The sequence below is a fragment of the Corynebacterium casei LMG S-19264 genome (genome assembly GCF_000550785.1).
In the GTDB taxonomy this organism is placed as follows: domain Bacteria; phylum Actinomycetota; class Actinomycetes; order Mycobacteriales; family Mycobacteriaceae; genus Corynebacterium; species Corynebacterium casei.
This window is the reverse complement of sequence record NZ_CP004350.1, coordinates 2,515,722-2,534,708: the sequence shown is the minus strand read 5'-3', so window position 1 is coordinate 2,534,708 and position 18,987 is coordinate 2,515,722. Positions and strand designations below refer to the sequence as shown.

The 18,987-nt window shown below is 65.0% G+C and carries 12 protein-coding genes and 1 pseudogene; 6 read left to right on the top strand and 7 right to left on the bottom strand.

Annotated elements, in window-relative coordinates:
• Positions 1-154: 154 nt before the first annotated feature.
• The 5 genes and pseudogenes from CCASEI_RS11550 to CCASEI_RS11530 form a co-directional block, all read left to right on the top strand.
• Positions 155-631 (top strand): annotated as a pseudogene (locus tag CCASEI_RS11550) (IS3 family transposase); the annotation flags it as partial.
• Between the two features lie 219 nt (positions 632-850).
• On the top strand, positions 851-1,486 hold the full coding sequence (locus CCASEI_RS11545; RefSeq protein WP_009885258.1) for a hypothetical protein: 636 nt from the start codon (positions 851-853) through the stop codon (positions 1,484-1,486).
• Positions 1,487-1,692: 206 nt separating this feature from the next.
• The gene (gene mobF / locus CCASEI_RS11540; RefSeq protein ID WP_225868470.1) at positions 1,693-5,259 is read left to right on the top strand and encodes a MobF family relaxase; all 3,567 of its coding nucleotides are present in this window, start codon (positions 1,693-1,695) and stop codon (positions 5,257-5,259) included.
• Between the two features lie 121 nt (positions 5,260-5,380).
• Positions 5,381-5,677, top strand: coding sequence for a DUF6504 family protein (locus tag CCASEI_RS11535; protein ID WP_009885256.1), 297 nt, complete (start codon positions 5,381-5,383; stop codon positions 5,675-5,677).
• Between the two features lie 7 nt (positions 5,678-5,684).
• A complete protein-coding gene (locus CCASEI_RS11530; protein WP_009885255.1) occupies positions 5,685-9,053 on the top strand; it encodes a DNA polymerase III subunit alpha in 3,369 nt (1,122 codons plus the stop codon).
• A gap of 217 nt (positions 9,054-9,270) precedes the next feature.
• Here the strand turns inward: CCASEI_RS11530 and CCASEI_RS15735 are convergent, their stop codons facing one another.
• Together CCASEI_RS15735 and lanKC are read right to left on the bottom strand one after the other, a co-directional pair.
• A complete protein-coding gene (locus CCASEI_RS15735) occupies positions 9,271-9,387 on the bottom strand; it encodes a class III lanthipeptide (RefSeq protein ID WP_180957271.1) in 117 nt (38 codons plus the stop codon).
• A 24-nt stretch (positions 9,388-9,411) separates the two neighbouring features.
• Complete coding sequence (gene lanKC, locus CCASEI_RS11525; protein WP_009885252.1) at positions 9,412-12,015, bottom strand: class III lanthionine synthetase LanKC; 2,604 nt, start codon at positions 12,013-12,015, stop codon at positions 9,412-9,414.
• Between the two features lie 162 nt (positions 12,016-12,177).
• On the opposite strand from lanKC, the gene CCASEI_RS11520 reads away from it, so the two are divergent.
• Positions 12,178-13,092: an AvrD family protein gene (locus tag CCASEI_RS11520; RefSeq protein WP_009885251.1), complete on the top strand. Its 915-nt coding sequence runs from the start codon at positions 12,178-12,180 to the stop codon at positions 13,090-13,092.
• Here CCASEI_RS11520 and CCASEI_RS14520 read toward each other — a convergent pair.
• The 5 genes from CCASEI_RS14520 to CCASEI_RS11495 form a co-directional block, all read right to left on the bottom strand.
• Positions 13,080-13,760: a ScbR family autoregulator-binding transcription factor gene (locus CCASEI_RS14520; protein ID WP_009885250.1), complete on the bottom strand. Its 681-nt coding sequence runs from the start codon at positions 13,758-13,760 to the stop codon at positions 13,080-13,082. The two genes, CCASEI_RS11520 and CCASEI_RS14520, sit on opposite strands and share 13 nt — an antisense overlap.
• A 14-nt stretch (positions 13,761-13,774) precedes the next feature.
• Entirely contained in the window at positions 13,775-14,719 is a 945-nt protein-coding gene (locus CCASEI_RS14515) for an NAD-dependent epimerase/dehydratase family protein (RefSeq protein WP_009885249.1), read from the bottom strand.
• A 73-nt stretch (positions 14,720-14,792) separates the two neighbouring features.
• Positions 14,793-16,649 (bottom strand): prolyl oligopeptidase family serine peptidase, encoded by a 1,857-nt coding sequence (locus CCASEI_RS11505; RefSeq protein ID WP_009885248.1) that lies wholly within the window; start codon positions 16,647-16,649, stop codon positions 14,793-14,795.
• 9 nt (positions 16,650-16,658) lie between these two features.
• Positions 16,659-17,969, bottom strand: coding sequence for an FtsX-like permease family protein (locus CCASEI_RS11500; protein WP_196776657.1), 1,311 nt, complete (start codon positions 17,967-17,969; stop codon positions 16,659-16,661).
• Between the two features lie 76 nt (positions 17,970-18,045).
• Complete coding sequence (locus CCASEI_RS11495) at positions 18,046-18,780, bottom strand: ABC transporter ATP-binding protein (RefSeq protein WP_009885246.1); 735 nt, start codon at positions 18,778-18,780, stop codon at positions 18,046-18,048.
• Positions 18,781-18,987 lie beyond the last annotated feature (207 nt).

Sequence of the window (18,987 nt, the reverse complement as noted above, 5' to 3'; positions counted from 1 at the left end):
TCCGGGGAACTCGTATTCCCACGCCATGGGACAGTGCTGCGGCTTGATTGGCATGGAGAGCTGGATGCTCAGGAATGGGCACGTCCGGTTCGGAGGGCGGGCCGGGGAAACTTACCAGTCGTGAGGCTGGCAGAGCGCCCCGGTCCGACCCTACTCGGAACACCACACCGATGAGGGCAAGCTGTACCTCTGTGCGACCAAGGACGTCTACTCGGGCCGGATCGTCGGCTACTCGATGAGTGCGCGGATGAAGGCCCGGTTGGCTGTTGACGCTCTCGAGATGGCGGTGGCCCGCAGGGGTGGTGATGTGGGCGGATGCACGGTACACAGCGACCGTGGCAGTCAGTTTCGATCAAGGAAATTCACTCAGAGTCTGGCTTGCCACGGCCTTGTTGGGTCGATGGGCCGGGTCGGTGCTGCTGGCGACAACGCGGCCATGGAGTCATTCTTCGCCCTGCTGCAGAAGAACGTTCTCGACCGTCGCCGGTGGGTGAGTCGGGAGCAGTTGAGAATCGCGATCGTGACGTGGATCGAGCAGACGTATCACCGTCGTCGGCGGCAAGCCCGGTTGGGTCGTTTGACACCTGTCGAGTACGAAGCAATTATTGAGTCACCTGCAGTCGCAGCGTGACACCCGAATTGTCACCTCTCCTTGCATCAGTCCCGTACCTAGATGTTCAGGCTTGTTGTCCATCGAGTCACCGCTATGTGCAGTGGTGGCTTGCGAGCGAAGCCTGTCACTCACAGGGTGTGGTTGGCCTCCTCCGGTGATGTTGCGATAGTTTCATCGCCGAACGCGCCAACGACTGGCCGTCAATTCTGGTCCCGCGTTTGGTGAGGAGAGGGACTTATGTGTCGAGCCAAGTCTGACCCGAACTACTATCGCTGTGAATGGCGTTCTCTGACGACGGGCAAGTTCCTCGACAGGCTCTCAAATGCAGCTGCGGACGTGGGCGTCGCATTCGCAGCGGGCGAGCTCGATCCCAAGAGCACCGAGGACTGGAGTGAGGTCGCAGCACGCGCACGAACATCAGTTGCAGAAGGCGTCGCAGACGTGCTCGGAGCGAGGTCCAAGGCGAGGCGTCGTCGTGAGGCTGCCGCCGGATTCCGACGCTCCGAGAGCCATCTGCTTTGCGCCGTAGCCGCGGCCATCGGCGAAGCATGTGCAACCCTCACCAGCGTTCCAGGGGACATCGCCACCGCCGTCGGCAAAGAGGTTCAGAGCGCCACAGGCAGCGCAATCGCAGGCAAACTGGCGGCAGCCGCTACACGACGGCTACTCAACGATGTCTCGGCGGCCCTCAACCCCGTGGCGAAGGTCGGGCTCCTTGCGGACCTCGCCGCTACTGGATTCTGCCCATCGCAGCAGGACGGCGGAATCCCGGGGGATCATTCGGAGGTTGTCAAGTGCGCAGCCCGAGTCGAGCGGACGATCCTCGCGGGCGTCGTTGACGACTTGTTGACCCCAGCCGGGTCAGTCACCTAAGCCGTTCGCCTCACGAGCTTCTCGCTCACAGTCCTGCCTCCGGACGCCCCCATAGACCCATTGGATCATCCGATGCTTCTGAGGTCCCCAGGCCTTTGAGAACCACTCACACGGTTGGCACCAGGGTGCGACTCGGCGCGCTGCGCGCACCTGCCCGCTGAGGCGGCCCCTTCCTGAGCCCGTCTCGGGAGGGGGCCATCGTGGTGATGACGATCCGCCCTATGTCCGCCGGCCGCGGCTACGAATACCTCCTGAAAACCGTCGCCGCCGGCGACGGCGACCGCGACCTGGGCACCCCGTTGACCCGCTACTACACCGAGTCCGGCAGCCCACCGGGGACCTGGCTCGGCACCGGCCTGGCATCCCTGGACGACGGCACCGGCACCGGAGTCGATGAGGGGTCGACCGTGACGGAGGAGCACCTGGCCCGGTTGCTCGGGCAGGGCGTGCACCCGGTCACCGGCGCGAAACTCGGCCACGCCTACCCGAGCCTGCGCCCACCGCGTGAGCGGATTGCCGACCGGGTTGCAAAGCTCGCCCCGGACATGCCGGCGGCGCAACGTGAGGTCATGATCCAGGACATCCGCGACGAAGAGGCTGCACGGAAGCCCAAGAGCGCCATTGCAGGTTTCGACCTGACGTTCTCCCCGCCGAAGTCCCTGAGCACCCTCTGGGGTGTTGCGGATGCACCGATGCAAGAGCTGCTGGCACAGGCCCATCACGCCGCGATGCGCGACACCGTCGCGATGCTGGAAGAGCGGGTGGCCTCGACCCGGGTCGGCAAGGGTGGGATCGCGCGGATGCCGATCACCGGCGTCATCGCCACCGCCTTCGACCACTACGACTCGAGAGCCGCCGACCCGCAGCTGCACACGCATCTGGTGGTCTCGAACAAGGTCCAAGGCGAGGACGGGAAGTGGAGGAGCCTGGACTCGCGGCGGCTGCACAAGGCCACCGTCGCTCTCTCGGCCAGCTACAACGCCTACCTCATCGACCACACCGCCGACCTGCTCGGCCTGACCTGGGAGCCCGTCGACCGAGGCAAGGACAGGAACACCGGCTGGGAAATCACCGGCATCCCTGCCGAGTTGATCGCGGAGTTCTCCCGACGCTCCACCGGCAGCAGTGGGGGAGTGGAGGGTATCGAGCAGGCGAAGAACCGGCTCATCCGTGACTACCGGGACGCTCACGGGCACGCGCCCAGCCCGGACACCATCGCACGATTGCGCCAGCAAGCAACCCTGGAAACTCGGCCCGAAAAAGAGCTGCATTCGCTGGCTGAGCTCACCGCAGACTGGCGGGAGCGTGCAACCCGGCTGCTGGGCACCGATGCAACCACCTGGGCGCAAGACGTGCTCACCCGCACACCCGATGCGTCCCGGTTGCGTGCCGAGGACCTCGGCGCGCAACAGGTCGAGGACCTGGCAGCGGTGGTGGTGATGACGGTCGCGGATCGGCGCTCGACCTGGACGCGGTGGAATCTGCACGCTGAAGCCATGCGTCAGCTCATGTCCACCCGCTTCACCACCCCGGCCGAGCGCACCGCAGTGCTGGATCAGATCGTGGCCGGGGCGGAAGCCCAGTCGCTGCGCCTGACACCCGAATATGACCGTGCGGTGCCGGGGCACTACGTCGACGGGAGTGGGAACCGCTTCCAGTCCAGCGACCAGGTCGCCTATTCCAGTCAGGAGATCCTCGACGCCGAACACCGCCTGCTGAAACACGCCGATGACACATCCGCGCCGCGACTGCCATCCCGGATGGTTGCCCGGCACGTCTCCCGGAAGATCCAGGGCGTGAGGCTGGCCGATGATCAGGCCGCCGCCGTGACTCGCATCGCTTGTTCGGGGCGGAGCCTGGACCTGTTGGTCGGCCCCGCCGGTGCGGGGAAGACCACCGCGCTGCGCGGGCTGCACCGTGCCTGGACTGCCCGCCATGGGCAGGGCTCCGTGATCGGTTTGGCTCCCTCGGCGGCCGCGGCGGAAGTCCTCGGGGAATCGTTGGGCGTGCAGGCCGAGAACACCGCCAAGTTCCTCTACGAGCACGAGAGAGGCCGGTGGGACTTCCAGCCCGGCCAGCTGATCCTGCTCGATGAGGCCAGTCTCGCCGGGACGCTGACCTTGGATCGGATCGCTGAACACGCGGGGCAGGCCGGGGCGAAGCTGGTGCTCGTCGGTGATCCGGCTCAGCTCAGTTCCGTAGAAACCGGCGGGGCGTTCGGGATGCTCGTGCGCCACCGTCCCGGCCCACCGACGCTGACCGACGCGCGCCGGTTCGTCCACGAGTGGGAGAAGACCGCCAGCCTCGACCTGCGCCGCGGCAAGACCGCCGTGCTCGAGGACTACGAGAACCACGGCCGGCTGGTCGACGGGAGCATCGAGCGAATGCTTGATGCCGCCTACACTGCCTGGCAGCAGGACCGCGATGAAGGCCTGGCGACGCTGATGATCGCGGGCAACGCCGAGATGGTCGCCGAGCTGAACACCCGCGCCCGCGAGGACCTCATCGCGGACGGGCGCGTCGAGCGCGACGGGATCGGGCTGCATGATGGCACCACTGCCGGGGTAGGGGACTTGGTGGTGACACGGCGCAACGACCGCCAGCTGAGTCTCGGCCGGTCCTGGGTGAAGAACGGCGACCGCTGGTCCGTCGCCCGCAGGCTCGAGAACGGGGCGCTGGCCGTGCGCCGCCTCGGCCCCGGAGACCAGCCTGCTGGGGCTGAGCTGGTCCTGCCAGCGGAGTATGTCGCCGAGGACGTCGAGCTCGGCTATGCCACCACGGTGCACCGGGCGCAGGGTGCCAGCGTGGACACCGTCCACGCCCTCGTCGATCCCGAGACCGCGTCCCGCGAGCTGTTCTACGTGGCAATGACCCGCGGCAAGCAGAACAACACCGCCTACATCATCCAGCCCGACCCCCACGAGATCGAACCCCACCTGGAGACGGCGGAACCGCTGACTCGAATCGAGCAACTGCACCGCGTGCTGGCCCGCAGTGATGCTGACCTCTCGGCCACCGAAACCCTGAAGCACGAAGTCGATCGGCACGCATCTCTGGCCACGCTGGTGCACGAGTACGACGTGCTCGCCCGGGAAGCACAGGTCGAGCGGAGCGCCGCCTATCTGGACGTCGCACCCTTCCCTGAAGCCGTTGCGGACGATGTGTTCACCAGCCCGCACTACGAACAACTTGAAGCCGCCATCACCCGCCACGAGGCAACAGGCCATTCGCCCACCCGCGTCCTGACCGCGCTGGCTCCACGCCTTCAACCGACCAGCGACGAAGCCGACCCCGCCGCACACCTGGCGTCGATGATCGATACCGCCACGGCCCAGATGACCCACGGCAGAACCTCGACGCCGGGACGAGTCGGAGGCCTCATCGCCCGCCCCGCTGAGCCCTTGGACGAGGACATGCGCACCGCATTACGCCAACGTGAAGCTCTCATCGACGCGGCGGCCGGTGCCGCTCTCGACGAGGCGGTGGACCATAAGGTCGGCTGGGCGACGCAGCTCGGAGCACCGGGGCCCAGCACCCGAGAGCGGGAGTGGTGGCGGGCCCATGCAGTGACGATCGCCTTGTATCGACAGCGCTACGACATCCAAAGCGCGGCGCCGCTCGGGTCAGACAAAGATGTGGAGTCCCCGCAGCAGGCAGACGAACGGCGAACCGCGCAGGTCGCCTACTCGCGGCTGCGGACGCAGCACTCCTCGAGCTCGCTCCCACGGCCAGAGCGCACCTCTGCGCGACGGACTTCCGAGCGTGGACTGTAGAACGGTCGCAGCAGATCAGAGGCGTGGGTCAGCCGATCACAACGGTGGTGCCCTTGGCTATGTCGGTGCATGGATCTACACTGAATCATCGAACATTTGTTCGATTTGGAGGGAGTGGGCCATGGACACGATGCACCGCGAGGAAGTCGCGACCGTCTGGACGACCTCCTCTGGCGCCCCGGAGCGGTTCATCTGGCACCGTCGCCGTTTCATTGTCTGCGCCCGCCCCATCCCGTGGATGTCCCGGGTCCGCTGGTGGAAGGACAACACGGACCTCGTGGGCACGAAGAACGCCCTCATGGTCGAGCGGCCGATGTGGCAGGTGCAAGCCAAGGCGCTCGATGACGGTGAGATGCTCATCTTCGACCTCGCGGTTGGTGCAGGGCCGCAATGGTCGATCCGGGTCGTCTCCGACTAGAGCGTCCGTGCCCTCCTTCACCCATCTCCATGTTGCCTCGGCGTTCACCGCTCACCACGGCACCGCCCACCCCGAGACTCTCGTCGCTGCAGCTGTCGTCGCCGGCGCTGATGCGGCAGCGATCACCGATCATGACGGCATCTTCGGGGCGATCCGCCACGTCCGCGCGTGCCTCGCCGCCGGGATCGACCCGATCGTCGGCGCGAACCTCCAAACCCGCGACGATAACGGTCAGCTCTCTACGGTCACGGTGCTCGCGCACGGCCACAACCATGGTGCCGGATGGGCCGGCCTGGTCCGGCTCATCTCGGCCGCCCACTCGCCGCGTCGCCGCCAGCACACCCTCCACGGCACCGCCCACCGCAGCGCCTGGATCACCCCCGACCAAGCACCCGCATTCCTGAGCGGCGAAACCGGTCCCGTCGCCACGGTGCTCCTCGGCCCCGGCTCCGATGTCGGCCGCGCCGTCCTCAACGGCGACCGCCCGCGTGCCCGGGCCCTGCTCGAGGCGTGGGAGCGGAGGCTGCCCGGCGGTATCGCCGTGGAGATCGTCTGCCACCACACTCGCCCCGGTACGGCGGCGAGCCTGCAGCAAGCCGCCGACATGCTCCAACTGGCCCGTGTCCAGGGGGTGCCGGTGGTGCTCACCAACGTGGTCCGATTTCTCCGCCCGGACGACGCGATCACCGGCGATGTCCTCGACTCAGCCGCGTTCCTCCTGCCCCTTGGCGCGTTCGAACCTCACTCTGCTCAGGCGTGGTTGAAGCCGGCCTCGGTCATGCACGATCTGGCGTACCGCATCTGCGATTACGCGGGGCTGCGCCGCGATGACGCCATCGATCTGCTTGCTCACACCGAGCGGGTCGCCGACTGGTGTCGTCTCGGCCCGGAGACGGATCTGCGATGGCGACACCCGAAAGTGCCTGAGCTGGAGGCGATCGGACTCGCGGGGGCTGATCCGGTGCGGGTGCTGCGGCAGCGCTGCGAGGCCGCGATCACCGACAGGTACCCGCACGCGTACGGCACCGGCTTGCGCCGGGTGCGGGACCGGCTCAGTGATGAGCTCGCCACCATCGGCGGGTTCGGGTTCGAGAGTTACTTCCTCACCGTCGCCGATGTCGTCGACCTCATCCGAGACATGGGGGTCCGGGTACAGGCGCGCGGGTCCGGCGCCGGCAGTCTCGTCAACCACTTGCTGCGCATCTCCGCCGTCGACCCGATCGAACACAGCCTGCTCTCCGAGAGGTTCCTCGGCAACGCCCGTTCCACGCTGCCGGATATCGATATCGACGTCGAGTCCGCGCGCCGCCACGACATCTATCGGGCCGTGTTCGACCGGTACGGCCACCACCGGGTGACGCTGCTGTCGATGCAGTCGACGTACCGTGCCCGCGGAGCTGTTCGCGACGCCGGCGCCGCCCTCGGTCTCGACCTCGCACAGATCGACCGGATCGCGAAGAACATCTGGCGCTTTAACCCGGCGGACTTCCGACAAGCACTGGAGACGAAACCAGAGCTGCGGGATGTCGCCGCCCAGGTGAAGACTGATGCGCAGCTCGATCTGCTCGTCGACCTCACTGCGCGTCTCGATCGGCTCCCGCGGCACATCTCGATGCACCCCTGTGGAGTGATCCTCGGCGACAGCGACCTCCTCTCGCTGACCGCGACCCAGCCGTCCGGGATGGGGCTGCCCATGTCGCAGTTCGACAAGGACGACATCGACGACGCCGGACTCCTCAAACTCGATATCCTCGGCGTCCGGATGCAATCGTCCATCGCTCACACCCTCACCGAGATCGCTCGCGTCAACGGAGCGACCGCCGCGGTCGAAGGCAGGCTGCCCGTCGATGCTCCGTATGTTGCCGCCGATGGTCGAGTCGACCTCGAGCAGATCCCGCACGACGACGAGCCCACGTTCGAGCTCATCAGGTCCACGCACACGCTCGGGTGCTTCCAGATCGAATCACCCGGGCAGCGGGAACTCCTCGGCAAGATGCAGCCCGATCAATATGAGGACCTCGTCGCCGATATCTCCTTGTTCCGGCCTGGCCCAATTCAGGCGAACATGGTCGCTCCGTTCATTAACGCCAAACTCGGCTACGCCCCGATCATCTACCTGCACCCCAGGTTCCGGCCGTTTCTCGCCGAGACGTACGGGGTGCTGATCTACCACGAACAGCTGATGCGGGTTCTCGCTGACTGCATGGACATCAGTCTCGCCGAAGCTGACGAGATCCGCCGTGCTCTCGCCACCGACTCCGCCGCCATCGAAGCTCGCTTCCGCGCCCGGACCGCAGGCCGCGTCGATGAGAGGGGGCGGCGGTTGTTTCGGGATCGCGAGATCGACCGCATCTGGACCAACGTGGCCGCGTTCGGATCGTTCGGGTTCTGCAAAGCACACGGGGCCAGCTTTGCGCTGCCGACCTACCAGAGCGCCTGGTTGAAGCAGCACTATCCGGTCGAGTTCCTCACCGGCATCCTCGAACACGACCCGGGCATGTACCCGCGCCGGCTCCTCGTCGCAGAGGCCCGTCGCCTCGGGATCACGCTGCTGCCAATTGACATCAACGCATCCTCCGACCAATACCGGGTGGAACAGGTCTCGCCCGGGATCAAGGCGATCCGGTTCTCCTTCCGAGACATCTCCGGCATCACCGATGTCGAGCTCACCCGAATCCTGGACGGCCAGCCGTACACCTCCATCACAGACCTCTATGAACGTGCCCGCCCGTCGCGGCCACTGATGATGCGCCTGGCCCGCATCGGCGCGTTCGACAGCCTCACCCGCGACGAACACGGGCAAGCCCACCGCGGCGGCATCATCGCTTACGTCCGCCAACTCACGGCCCGCACCCATAAGAAGGCCGTAATGCCGCAGCCGAATCAGGTTCCGCTCTTCGGTGACGAGGTGCTCGTGGACGCGGCCGTTCCCGACCCGAGCGCTGAGGAGCGCATCGCCACTGACCTCGAGGTGCTCTCCACCGAAGTCGATGGCCACGTGATGGACCTGTACCGGCCGATGCTCGAGGGCCTCGGCCTCACCCACGCATCCGAGCTGCTGGGCCTTCGCTCAGGGACGGAGGTGCTCGTCGCTGGAGTCCGAGTCGCCACTCAGACACCTCCCATGCGCAGCGGGAGGCGAACGGTGTTCATCAGCCTCGACGATGGCACCGGATGCATCGACGTAACGTTCTTCCAAGAAGCCCAACAGGAGGCGGCCTCGGGCCTCTTCACTGCGCGCATGATGACAATTCGAGGTCGCACCCGACGCACAGGGGAACGAGGAATATCCATCCAAGCCGAGGAGGCATTTGATCTCATGAAACTTTGGAGAGATTGGAACCAATCGCGATCTCGCCCCGAGATGCAAGAGTAAATTCTTACGACCCCAAGGTGTGCCGAGTCATCCGCCTACTCGGTGTCTAGGTGCCGGATCATCTTGCCGTCGGTCGCGGGCAGCGCCAGGCTGTTCACGTCGACGGCCTGCCGGAGGGCCTCGTAGCCGTCCCGGGTAGCCTCCACGCCACCCCGCGAGTGTGGCGATGCCCTCTCGAACTATTGAACGGGAGGGCATCGCCACGCCTTGTGCTTACTCAGCCGCAATTGAGGAAGCTAATCGTGCTTTCAGTGCAGCTGAAGAGACTCGACGTCGAGATCGGATGTGCGGCCATGGCATGATCCTTCAGCTCCAACTTCTGGAGTTCGAGCACATTGTTCACCTTTCTCACCTCCTCTCATTCCGTTCGCTGTGGTTGATGGCCTGGAACTGCGGTGATCAAGGTTTCACCGCACAGCACTGGGAGCCAGCTGAGACGACGAGTTCCGATGTCATTGAGGACGCAGATCAACCCGCTGGCCCCGGTCGCGAGGTCGCACGACCGGCGGAGCATGAAGTCGCCGGGAGTCGCTATGCCGCTCTTGTCGTCGATAAGGTAGAGATCGAGCTCGTCGGCGAGGATTGACGTCAGATTCTCATCGCTGTTCGTCGCGCCAGTTGCCTCCAGCCAATTGGTAGCCCACTGCAGCCCCACGAATCCGCGGAAGAGCCCGAAGTTGGCGCAGGGCCGAGTTGTAGAGGCGTGCATGATGCCTGCGACCTCGTCAGCCCAGCGTTGATCGAACGCATCCGGTTCCAGCGCTGCCATCGGCAGGAGCAGTCCGGCGCTGCCCAAGGAGAGATATGACATCAGCCGCCCGTCGGGCGCTCTGATCAAGCGCGTCTCGTGATGGGCGTCTAGTCGGTCGAGTTCCTTGTCGAGGAACGACTCCGCTGCCTCTCGATGCTTCGTTGACCCGGTTTTACGTGACAGGCAGGAGAGGAACAGCGATGGGCCAGCCCACCCGTAGAACAGTCCTGTGGGAGTCACGTCAGTCTCGTCAAGTCGAAGCGCATCCTCTTCGGTTCCCTTCGCCATGATGAGGTCCGCCGTCTGGCAAGCGGCTTCGAGGTACGCCTCGGACGAGAAGTGCTCGGAAGCGCCGAGGAGACCGAGGCCGATTCCGGACAGCCCGGAGTCCAGATCGATGCCCAGCGATTGCGAGTCGCCGTGGCGCAGGCTGTCGAAAACCACCTTGGCCCGCTCCTCGTCGCCGACTTCGGCTAGAACGCATGCAATCCCCGCTCGACCGGCAAGCAGGCCAGGCGCTGTGTCCAGCAGATCCTCGACCGCCAAGTGCTCTGCCCATTGCTGGGGAAGGCGGGAGGAGAGCCCGCTGCGCCACAGGGCCATCGCGATGCCCGCACCGCCGTAGGCCACGCTGAGGTCCCCGCCGGCCCGCGTCCACTGCCTGACATCTCCGGGCGCAAGGCGCGTCGTCGTCGGATCGCAGTGGTCGATGACCATTCCTCCGAGCTGGTCTAGGAGGCTTGCCTGACGATCAGCATTCTGGGCGTCTCGGTTCCAGGCTCGGGGTTCGGTCTCCGGAAGATCCGTGATCGAGTAGCCCTCGTGCAGTGCGGCGTCGATCACCTGCTGCAAGCAGTCGTCGGCTGTTGCACCGAGATTTGCGCGTATCCAAGCGCGCATCGCCGGCAGTTTCTCGGGGGCCATGAATTCCATGGTGGCCATGGGCAGCAGCGCCATTCGGATCACGCGCAGCAGCCCGACCCAGTCCCTGTGCCCTAACGGGTCATCGAACCTGGCGAAATACCCCGGAGTGGCGAGGGCTTTCGAGCCCGGGCTGGAAGGGTTGCCGGCCGCCTCCAGGTCAATGAAGCACACGCGAGTCTCACTCTCGTCTTCGCGGATGATGATGTTTGTCGGCTGGACATCACCGAGAGCGACGCCGCGGGAGTGGATTGAGGTGAGACCCGCGACCGCATCTGCCACGATCTCCGTGATCGATTCGACGTAGTCACAGGGGTCCAGAGACCGCTGGAACGGGTAGTTCTCAGCAATGTACCTGCCCATGTGTGTGCCCTCGACGTGCGACATCACGAGGAATCGGTGCTCCCACTCCACGAAATCGTCGATGTTCCGCGGCACGTATGCGCAGGCTCCGAGCCGGTGAAACATGCGAGCCTCGTGCCCGATTCTGTCGAATGCGTCGACGAGGGTGCCGTCCAGACCCGCCCGTGGTCGGCCCTCCTTTAGCACCACGGATTCATCGGTCCTCTGGTCGCGGCCCGAGTACACGCCACCACCGTTACTGAAGTGCAGTGCCGATTCGATGCCATAGTTGATCAATCGCCCAGAGCCTTCTTCCTGGTCGCGGAATTGCTCCTCCTCGCGGACTTTGGCGGGGACGTTCACCCAGTCGGGGACGCTGTACCCGGGAACTCTCTGGTCCTCGACCATCTGGCCGGACTCGTCGGCGATGCCGAGAAGGGTCTTCCCTTCGTGTTCGAACTCCTGCCTGACGAATGCACCGTATCGGTAATAGACGTTCGAGTCTCTCCAACGACGGTCGGTGAGTATGTACGGACCGGGTCTGAAGTTCCTTGTGGACGCCTCGAGCAAATCGAGGTAAGCAACAAACTGGTTGTCGTCCGCCGGGTACACCGTGATGAGTTTGCCGGACCCCGCTCGGTTTCCGTACTTCGAATTCGACCGCACGTAGCGTTGCCGTGTGCGGCAAACCTTGAAGGGGGTTTCCTTGTCGAACAGGACGTCCGCGACCTGCTTGATGCAGGCAGCCGCGTCGTCCACGGTCGCCGTGACATGGATCTTCCAGCCCTGCCTCGGGCCCTCATGCCCGGCCGGCGCGAAGGCCAGCCAGTCGGACGACGCTCGCGACACCCAACCTGGCGGCATCGGCACGCCGAATGCATCGTCGGGTTCGGGCAGGGGTGCATAGAACTGCGGATCCCCAAGATGGAGGTAGTAGCTCTGGTCCATTGCCCTCCTATAACCTGCGCCATTGCATGGAAGCCCTCACTGCTCGAGCCACCGAGAGGTTCAGCTAGACTAACATGGGCACCTTAGTTAATCTAGAGATTGCGGCTTCGCGTGACCTGGCCAGCACCCGCTGGCGCTGCGAATCCGCAGAGGGGAGGAGTCGTGAGCCGTGCTTCGTTCGACGACATCCTTGGTGACCCAACCAAGCGGTACCTGTCGCATCGGTACAGACTGGTCACCCACACGATCCTCGCCGGCTCTTCAGCTGTCGACAGCCTGGCTGCCTCAGAGCGCCGCAATGTGATCGGCTCGGTGGCCTATCCAGACAACTGGTCGGAAAAACCTGGTGGCTCGATGCCTCCGCATCTCTCGTCGCTGGACGGTTTGACGCTCGGCGCCATGCTCACGTGTCTCCGTTCCCGGGCGGGCGCGCCTACTGATGATCCGGCCGGCCCGCCGGTCCTGACCGCGATCCGGATCAGGGCGGGAGCGTTGCCGGAGACCGACCTCGAAGCCGTTCCGGTCAAGTGGAATGAAGCCATCGGCTCCGGCAAGCGGCTCACCAACATGCGATTCGGACGTATGTCGGTGAGCACCGGTGTCGAGGCCGCTTCTGCGCTTCCTTCGCTGACTGACGCGGCCGTCGAGAGGATCGGCGTTCAGCGATGGTCCAATCCGTCGTGCAGCGAGGCGCGAGCAACAGAGATCAAATCGGAAATCGTCGGCCTCGACCCTGCGCAGGGCACGCTCACCTCTGAGCACAAGGCGGCCGAATCGAGCAACGAGCTCGCACTCGGGTATGACGACTTTCTTCGCCTCTCCGCCCAGGCGGCCCAGATCCTCATCTACTCATTCGACGGGGTCGATCGGGACGTGTCAACTAACGTTTGGATGAGGAGCGCCGACTTCGCGCTCAATCCCTTGGCCGAATTTCACGACGGACCCGCGCGCATGCGGTCGCGCATCGCCGGTTCCAGGTCGCTCGCCCGCGGCGACACGAGGTTCCGAACGTTCGACATGGAGTTCGAGCTCGACGGCCTCTTCGCCTGTACCGCATCACTCGCCTACTCCGCCTGAGCGAATCCGCCGAACATCGAGTCGAGCTCCGCTTTGTACCGCTCCCGGTGTGCCTCGGCGATAGCAGCGTTGATGAATACTCTCCACATGGTGCTGATGTAGTCGGTCATGTCAGCTCTCTGAGTCATCGCCTGGGACATGAGGTTCCCGCCGGTGAAATGGCTAACTAGCGAAGCACTTAGCCTGTCGACCGGGATGTCCGAGTTCAGCATGCCGTCCCGGTCGAGTTTGCCTAAAAGCTGACCGACGCCATCGACCCAGGTCGCGTACGAGCGCGCGCTGGCTTCCCGCAGTGAGCCTTGGCCGAGGGCGAGATTGATGCCCGCGCGCACGACGGAGTCCGTACGCAGTTGCTCACAGATCATCTTGGAGATCGCCATTAAACGGATGAGCGGATCGGCATGGTCGGCGATCGCCGGGTCCACGCCGGCGTAGATGCGATTGTGCTGCTCCTGGATGATCGCTAGAGCGATCTGTTCCTTGCTCTTGAAGTGGAAGTACATTGACCCCTGGGACACGCCAGAGGCCTCCTTGATATCCTCGAGACTCGCCGCCGAGTACTCCTGCTCCTCGAAGACTGCGGACGCTCCTTCGATGATCTGCGACTGCGTCTTGCGCCCGCGGTCCTGGCTCGCCGTGCGGCGTGTCGTCTGTCGTGCCTTCACCATTCGATCTCCTCTTGTCAGTTCGTGATGCCGAGCCACCGGCGATACCATGCGATGTCATTGGCGGAGAGAATCTGTGCCGGCCGCGACGTCTCCGGGAACTCCGTCCACAATCTCGAACAGTCGAGTACTGACTCTTCCAGTGCCAGGGCGACCGCGCGCCGCGGGACACCAATCTTGTCGGCTGCAATCAGGACTTCGTCGACGGAGACTCGACGTGGGGCCTCGCGAAACTCTCCTGTGCCTGTGAGAACCTGTTCTACCAGGTCACCCATCGACACCGGAACCGCAGTTCCGACGTTGTAGATCTGGTGCCGAGCAGACCCCGCGGCGACAATGCCGACGACGCTTGCCAGGCTAGACCGCCCGATTACCGAGGCGTGTGCCCCGCTCGCGACGCCTTGAGCACCGCATGCCCTAATCAGAGCGCTGAGCCGACTGAGGACCCAAGTGTCGCCGGCTCCGAGAACGAATTGCGGGCGCAGTGCGATGCCGCCGGCATCGATGACGATCCGCTCTGCCTCCAGGCGGAACTGGCTCAGCATTGAACGAGGAACAGGTGGCGTTGACTCATCGACCCCCGGCGCGAAGGCCGTTCCATAGACGCCAGCCGTACTGATGTGGACTATGCGCCTGATCGAGTGCTCAGCGGCTTGCTCGCACAGCGTGCGCGTGCCCGATATGTTCGTCGTTCGCTGGAGCTCCTCGTCCTCGCCCGTGTAACTGACGGCGTGAACGAGGACATCGCTGTCCGTGAGGAGCCGGTCGAGCGCCCGAAGGTCGGCGACGCCGTCCTGCGCGACGATCTCTTCGACCCCAGGGCTTGCCTTGCTACTGTGCCTGCGCAGTGCTCGAACCCGATGTCCCACTCGGACGAGTTCGTCAACAACGGCGCTGCCGATGAAGCCCGTCGATCCCGCAACCGCAACCGTCATCGGAACCTGACCGATTGTTGCGTTCATGATCGTTGCCCTCCTGGACCGTTTCTGGCTGTCATGACTAAGTGGTGCGCCTAACTCATCATCCCATGCTCGACTAATCGATGACAGCTGTTGGAGAGCTCGGGCCGGCCAGCAGCTCACGCTTGAGCCAGGCCATGGCGACCACATTTGCCTCGGAGGCGTCGTCGGCATTGGCATGCCCTCGGTGTCCATGGTCACCAATCTGCAGCACTGTATCCGACGTCCGATCCGGTTGTCGACCACGAAGTCGGTTCGCGTAGACGTCGAGCCAAAGCCTGATCTCATTGAGAGGAGCCCGATCGTCGTGGCTTCCTGCCCGGATCCAGAGCGGAGGCGTTGCCATTCCGGTTGCGGAACTACTCTCCAGCATAGCCAGTGGCGAGATGGACTCGACTCCAGCGCGATTCTTCGTCGGGTCGCCGAACTCCATCCAGTCGCTTGCGGCCAAAGGCGCGTGTGTATCGGCGAGTATTCGCTCCGGCGTCAGGAAAGGGTGGACGAGTTGAAGGACTGAGACCAGTCCGGGCTGCCGCAGGACGGCGCTAGTGGCGATGAGTGCGCCCGCGCTCGAGGCCAGGGCGCCGATACGCCCCGCATCGGCCATGTCGAGTTGCGTAATCGTCGACAAGCACGCCTCGTAGTCCGTGATCGACTTCAGTTTCGTAGATCCCCGTGCTGCATCGTGCCAACGTGGTCCGAAGTCGCCCCCGCCCCTGACATGGCATATGGCGATGACGATCCCGGCTCGCATGAGATGCTCCAGATATGGATCGTGCATCGCGTCGAGGGAAAGACCGTAACATCCGTAGACCATGGTGAGAACAGGGGATGGGCCGGTCGTGTCGACCCGTCCGCAGAGGGTGATAGGAATCCGCACCCCATCTTCCGCCACGGCCCACTCGGTCCAGCTGATCAGCCCAGGAAGGGCGGCGGCGTTCGTCGAGGGGACTGTCTTGCGCTCGACCGACACTGTTTGCGGGGAGTGGATCATGGAAGCGACCGCGAGGTCGATCGTCCGATCGGAGATCTGAGAAATCTCAATTACCCCTGCCTCGGGTGCGCTCCAGACGGCATCGGGCCCGTCAGCCGGGAGCCAGACTGCTGCTGTGTGGTTGCGCCGCCCGCGCACGTAGAGCTCGCCGTGTTGCTCGCCCAGATCAGTCGCTACAAAGTCGGGCGGGAGCTTGATCCCATGCGCCGATTCAGCCAGGTGCATCGTTACAGTCTGCGCCCGACGGTCGAGCACGGCGAGGCCGCCGGCTACGAGAAGCGCCATGGCGTCGTCCTCTGCGGATCGAGGCACAATCTCGACCGTCTTAGTGAGTGCGTCGTCTGTCAAGAAGATCGCTGACGAACCCGATCCCCGGCTGACGATGACCGCCCGGCCTTCTCGGACTCCCGCGATGAAAACCCGACGACGCGCTTCGGGCTCGTCGAACAATGTCCTGACAGCACCAGGATTCCAGCAGACGACGCATCTCGGGCGCTGCGAGGCATCCCTGCGTACCCAGATGAAGCCCTTTCCGAACGCCCAGACACCGGAAGAGACTCGTCGTTCGGTGTGCGTCACAGACGATGCTCCGACTTTCGTCCCGGCCGTGTAAATCGATAGCGAATAGTTGTCGTCGAGAGTTCGCGAGATCAGGGCCACGGACCGGTGGTCCGCAGCAGGCGCCCACGCCGCCAGATCGGTTGCCACGACAGCTGGCAGCGGCATCTCCTGCCAGCTCCGGTCGGGCATTGGGAAGCGCGCCACCAGGCCGCCGGTATCACCAACCCGAAGGTGAGCTCTGAGGTCTTCGTCGCTGGCGCCTAGTACCTCCGCGGTCGTCGTCTCCTTGACCTCGCGTAGCTCGTCGAGCCAGGGTTGCAGCCGTCTGCGCTCGACCTCATAGGCGAGTTCAGCGATTTCCGAGCCGGATAGCGCCATGCCGGTCCCTCACGCCGACCTTAGGCCGACGGCGACGTCAGCGCGTAGCGAGGCCCGGGCGGGCCACCACTGGACGAGGAAAAGGACGAGCCAGCTGACGACGAGTCCGAGGAGAAGTGTCGTCCACGGCACCGCGACGATCGGGTAGCCGACGTAGGCGGCCGAGCTGATGGCGGTCGTCGCCACCGTGACGATAATCGGCACGGCCGCGAGCAGGATGGCGGTCAGGGAGAGGAGGAGTGCCTGCCAGGCATACCAACCAGTGATGCGCCGGCTCGGCATCCCTGCGATCCGCAGCAGGGAATGCTCTCGCTCAAGGTCGCGCGAGACCAGCGAGACGACGGCGGCGGAAGTGACGAGGAGGACGAAGGAAATCAGGGCGGCCATCACCACGGTGTCGGCGAGGTTGGTCTCCGCCGAGCTGTCGACAACCCTGACCACGGCCGCCGCAGATTCGACGGAGGTGAGGATGACGCCGACCCCGCCGATGCCCGCGGCCAGCGGGGCGACGGTGTTCGCGCTGGTGCCTGCCCTCTCGACGGCAGCCCGAGCCGCGAGTCGGCCGGTGACGTTGCCAAACGTGCCCGCAAGGTGGCCGAGCCCTGCGAGGAGCCCAGGGACGCAGAGTGGGCCGACGATGTAGGCGAAGAACACGGCCGAAATTCCGGCGTTTAGGGCGAGATTGAACATCACCGCTACGCCGGCGGAATGTGCGCCGAGCGCAGCCGCTGTCACGACCATGCCGAGGGAAAACAGCAGCAGGAGCCCCGCCAGCGGGACTCGCCACCACCACCCTTTCCTGTGACGTCCGGGGATGTCGCGGAAGACCTCGATCGCCTGCGTCCGCGAGGCTCGGTGCGCCGGTCCGAACGCCCCGAGCAGGCAGGTGGCCACGCCGAGGACAAGAGAGGCCAGCCACGCGAGGATGGACGGCGGCAAGACCGGGGCGTTGAAGCCAGGGGCGGCCATCTGGTTAAAGGCGGGCACGACGACGTAGCTCAGGCCGATCCCCGCGAGGGAGCCGGGCACTGCCCCGATGAGCGAGGCGGTGGCGACGAGCGCCCAGGTGCTGCGGCGCACGTCGCCAGGACTGGCCCCGACGAGACGCCACTGGGAGAAAGTGCGCCGGGTCGACTCCACGGTCGCGGTGCCGACGACGGTGAGCGAGAACAACGCAAGGACGGCGACGAGCATGTAGATCGTCTCGGAGACGATGGTGAATTCGGTGATCGCGTGGCCCTGCGCCTGGGTGGCGGCGACGAAGCGGTCGTCATGGGTCCAGGCGAACTGCGCGGCGCATAGGCCGACGAGCGCAGTCACGGCGGCGACAGTGGCGATGGCCGGCCACCAGCTGCCGAGGTCGGCTAGGAGAATACGGCGAGCGTACCTGTACATACTACCGGCCTCCCAAGCGCGCCATGGTGTGGAGGATATCGTCGACGCCGAGCTGTCCGGTGACGTGGGCGATCGTTCCATCGCGCATGAAGACGATCCGATCGGCCAGAGCCGCGGACTCGACGTCGTGGGTGACCATGATGACGGAGCACTCCTGGGTGGCCAGTTCGCGCAAGACCCGCAGCACGACGGCGGTGTTGGCGGTGTCAAGGGCGCCGGTAGGTTCATCAGCGAAGATCACTGACGGCCGCATGAGGATCGCCCGGCACAGGGCGGCTCGCTGCTGCTCGCCCCCGGAGAGGGTGTTTACCCTCGCCGCCCTCTTCTCGAGCAGACCGAAGCGGGAGAGGATCTCCTCGACTGCGGCTACCTCGACTCGGTGTTTGGCCAGGGCGTGAGGGAGCCGGACGTTCTCCTCGACGGTGAGGTAGCCGATGAGGTTGTACTGCTGGAAGACGAAGCTCGCGGTCTGGCGCAGGAACCGGGTGCGCCTCTCGTCGCTCATCGCGTAGAGGTCGGTACCGTTGATGGAGACCTGGCCCCGATCGGGGCGATCGAGGCCGCTGAGGCAGTAGAGCAGAGACGTCTTTCCCGCGCCGGACGGGCCGACGACGGCGGTCAGGCCGCCGCCGAGGTCGACTGAGCAGTCGCGCAGGATCGGTAGCTGCTGCGCCGAGGCGTTGCCGCTGGGGAGCTTCACAATCTGCTCGGCATGGATAGTGGGTGCGGTGTTCATGTCATGTCCGTCGCTTTCGCTCTCGGGTTGCTCAATCGCCGATGCTGCGGCGACCTGTCAGGAAGCACGAAGAGGCGGCCGAAGCACACTTCGGCCGCCATCTCCGACGCGAAACTGCGTCAGCAGTTTCCGAACGTCACGGCGCTCGGCCAACCCGGGCACGGCGGAATCACGCTGACAGTGCTCACGCGCGCTCCGTCGTGGGTT

What these genes read in the sequence shown, in the direction of transcription:
- CCASEI_RS11495 (WP_009885246.1), bottom strand. Translation starts at nt 18,780, where the DNA reads ATGAACACCGCACCCACTATCCATGCCGAGCAGATTGTGAAGCTCCCC.
- lanKC (WP_009885252.1), bottom strand. Translation starts at nt 12,015, where the DNA reads ATGGACCAGAGCTACTACCTCCATCTTGGGGATCCGCAGTTCTATGCA.
- CCASEI_RS11545 (WP_009885258.1), top strand. Translation starts at nt 851, where the DNA reads ATGTGTCGAGCCAAGTCTGACCCGAACTACTATCGCTGTGAATGGCGT.
- CCASEI_RS11535 (WP_009885256.1), top strand. Translation starts at nt 5,381, where the DNA reads ATGGACACGATGCACCGCGAGGAAGTCGCGACCGTCTGGACGACCTCC.
- mobF (WP_225868470.1), top strand. Translation starts at nt 1,693, where the DNA reads ATGACGATCCGCCCTATGTCCGCCGGCCGCGGCTACGAATACCTCCTG.
- CCASEI_RS11505 (WP_009885248.1), bottom strand. Translation starts at nt 16,649, where the DNA reads ATGGCGCTATCCGGCTCGGAAATCGCTGAACTCGCCTATGAGGTCGAG.
- CCASEI_RS14515 (WP_009885249.1), bottom strand. Translation starts at nt 14,719, where the DNA reads ATGAACGCAACAATCGGTCAGGTTCCGATGACGGTTGCGGTTGCGGGA.
- CCASEI_RS14520 (WP_009885250.1), bottom strand. Translation starts at nt 13,760, where the DNA reads ATGGTGAAGGCACGACAGACGACACGCCGCACGGCGAGCCAGGACCGC.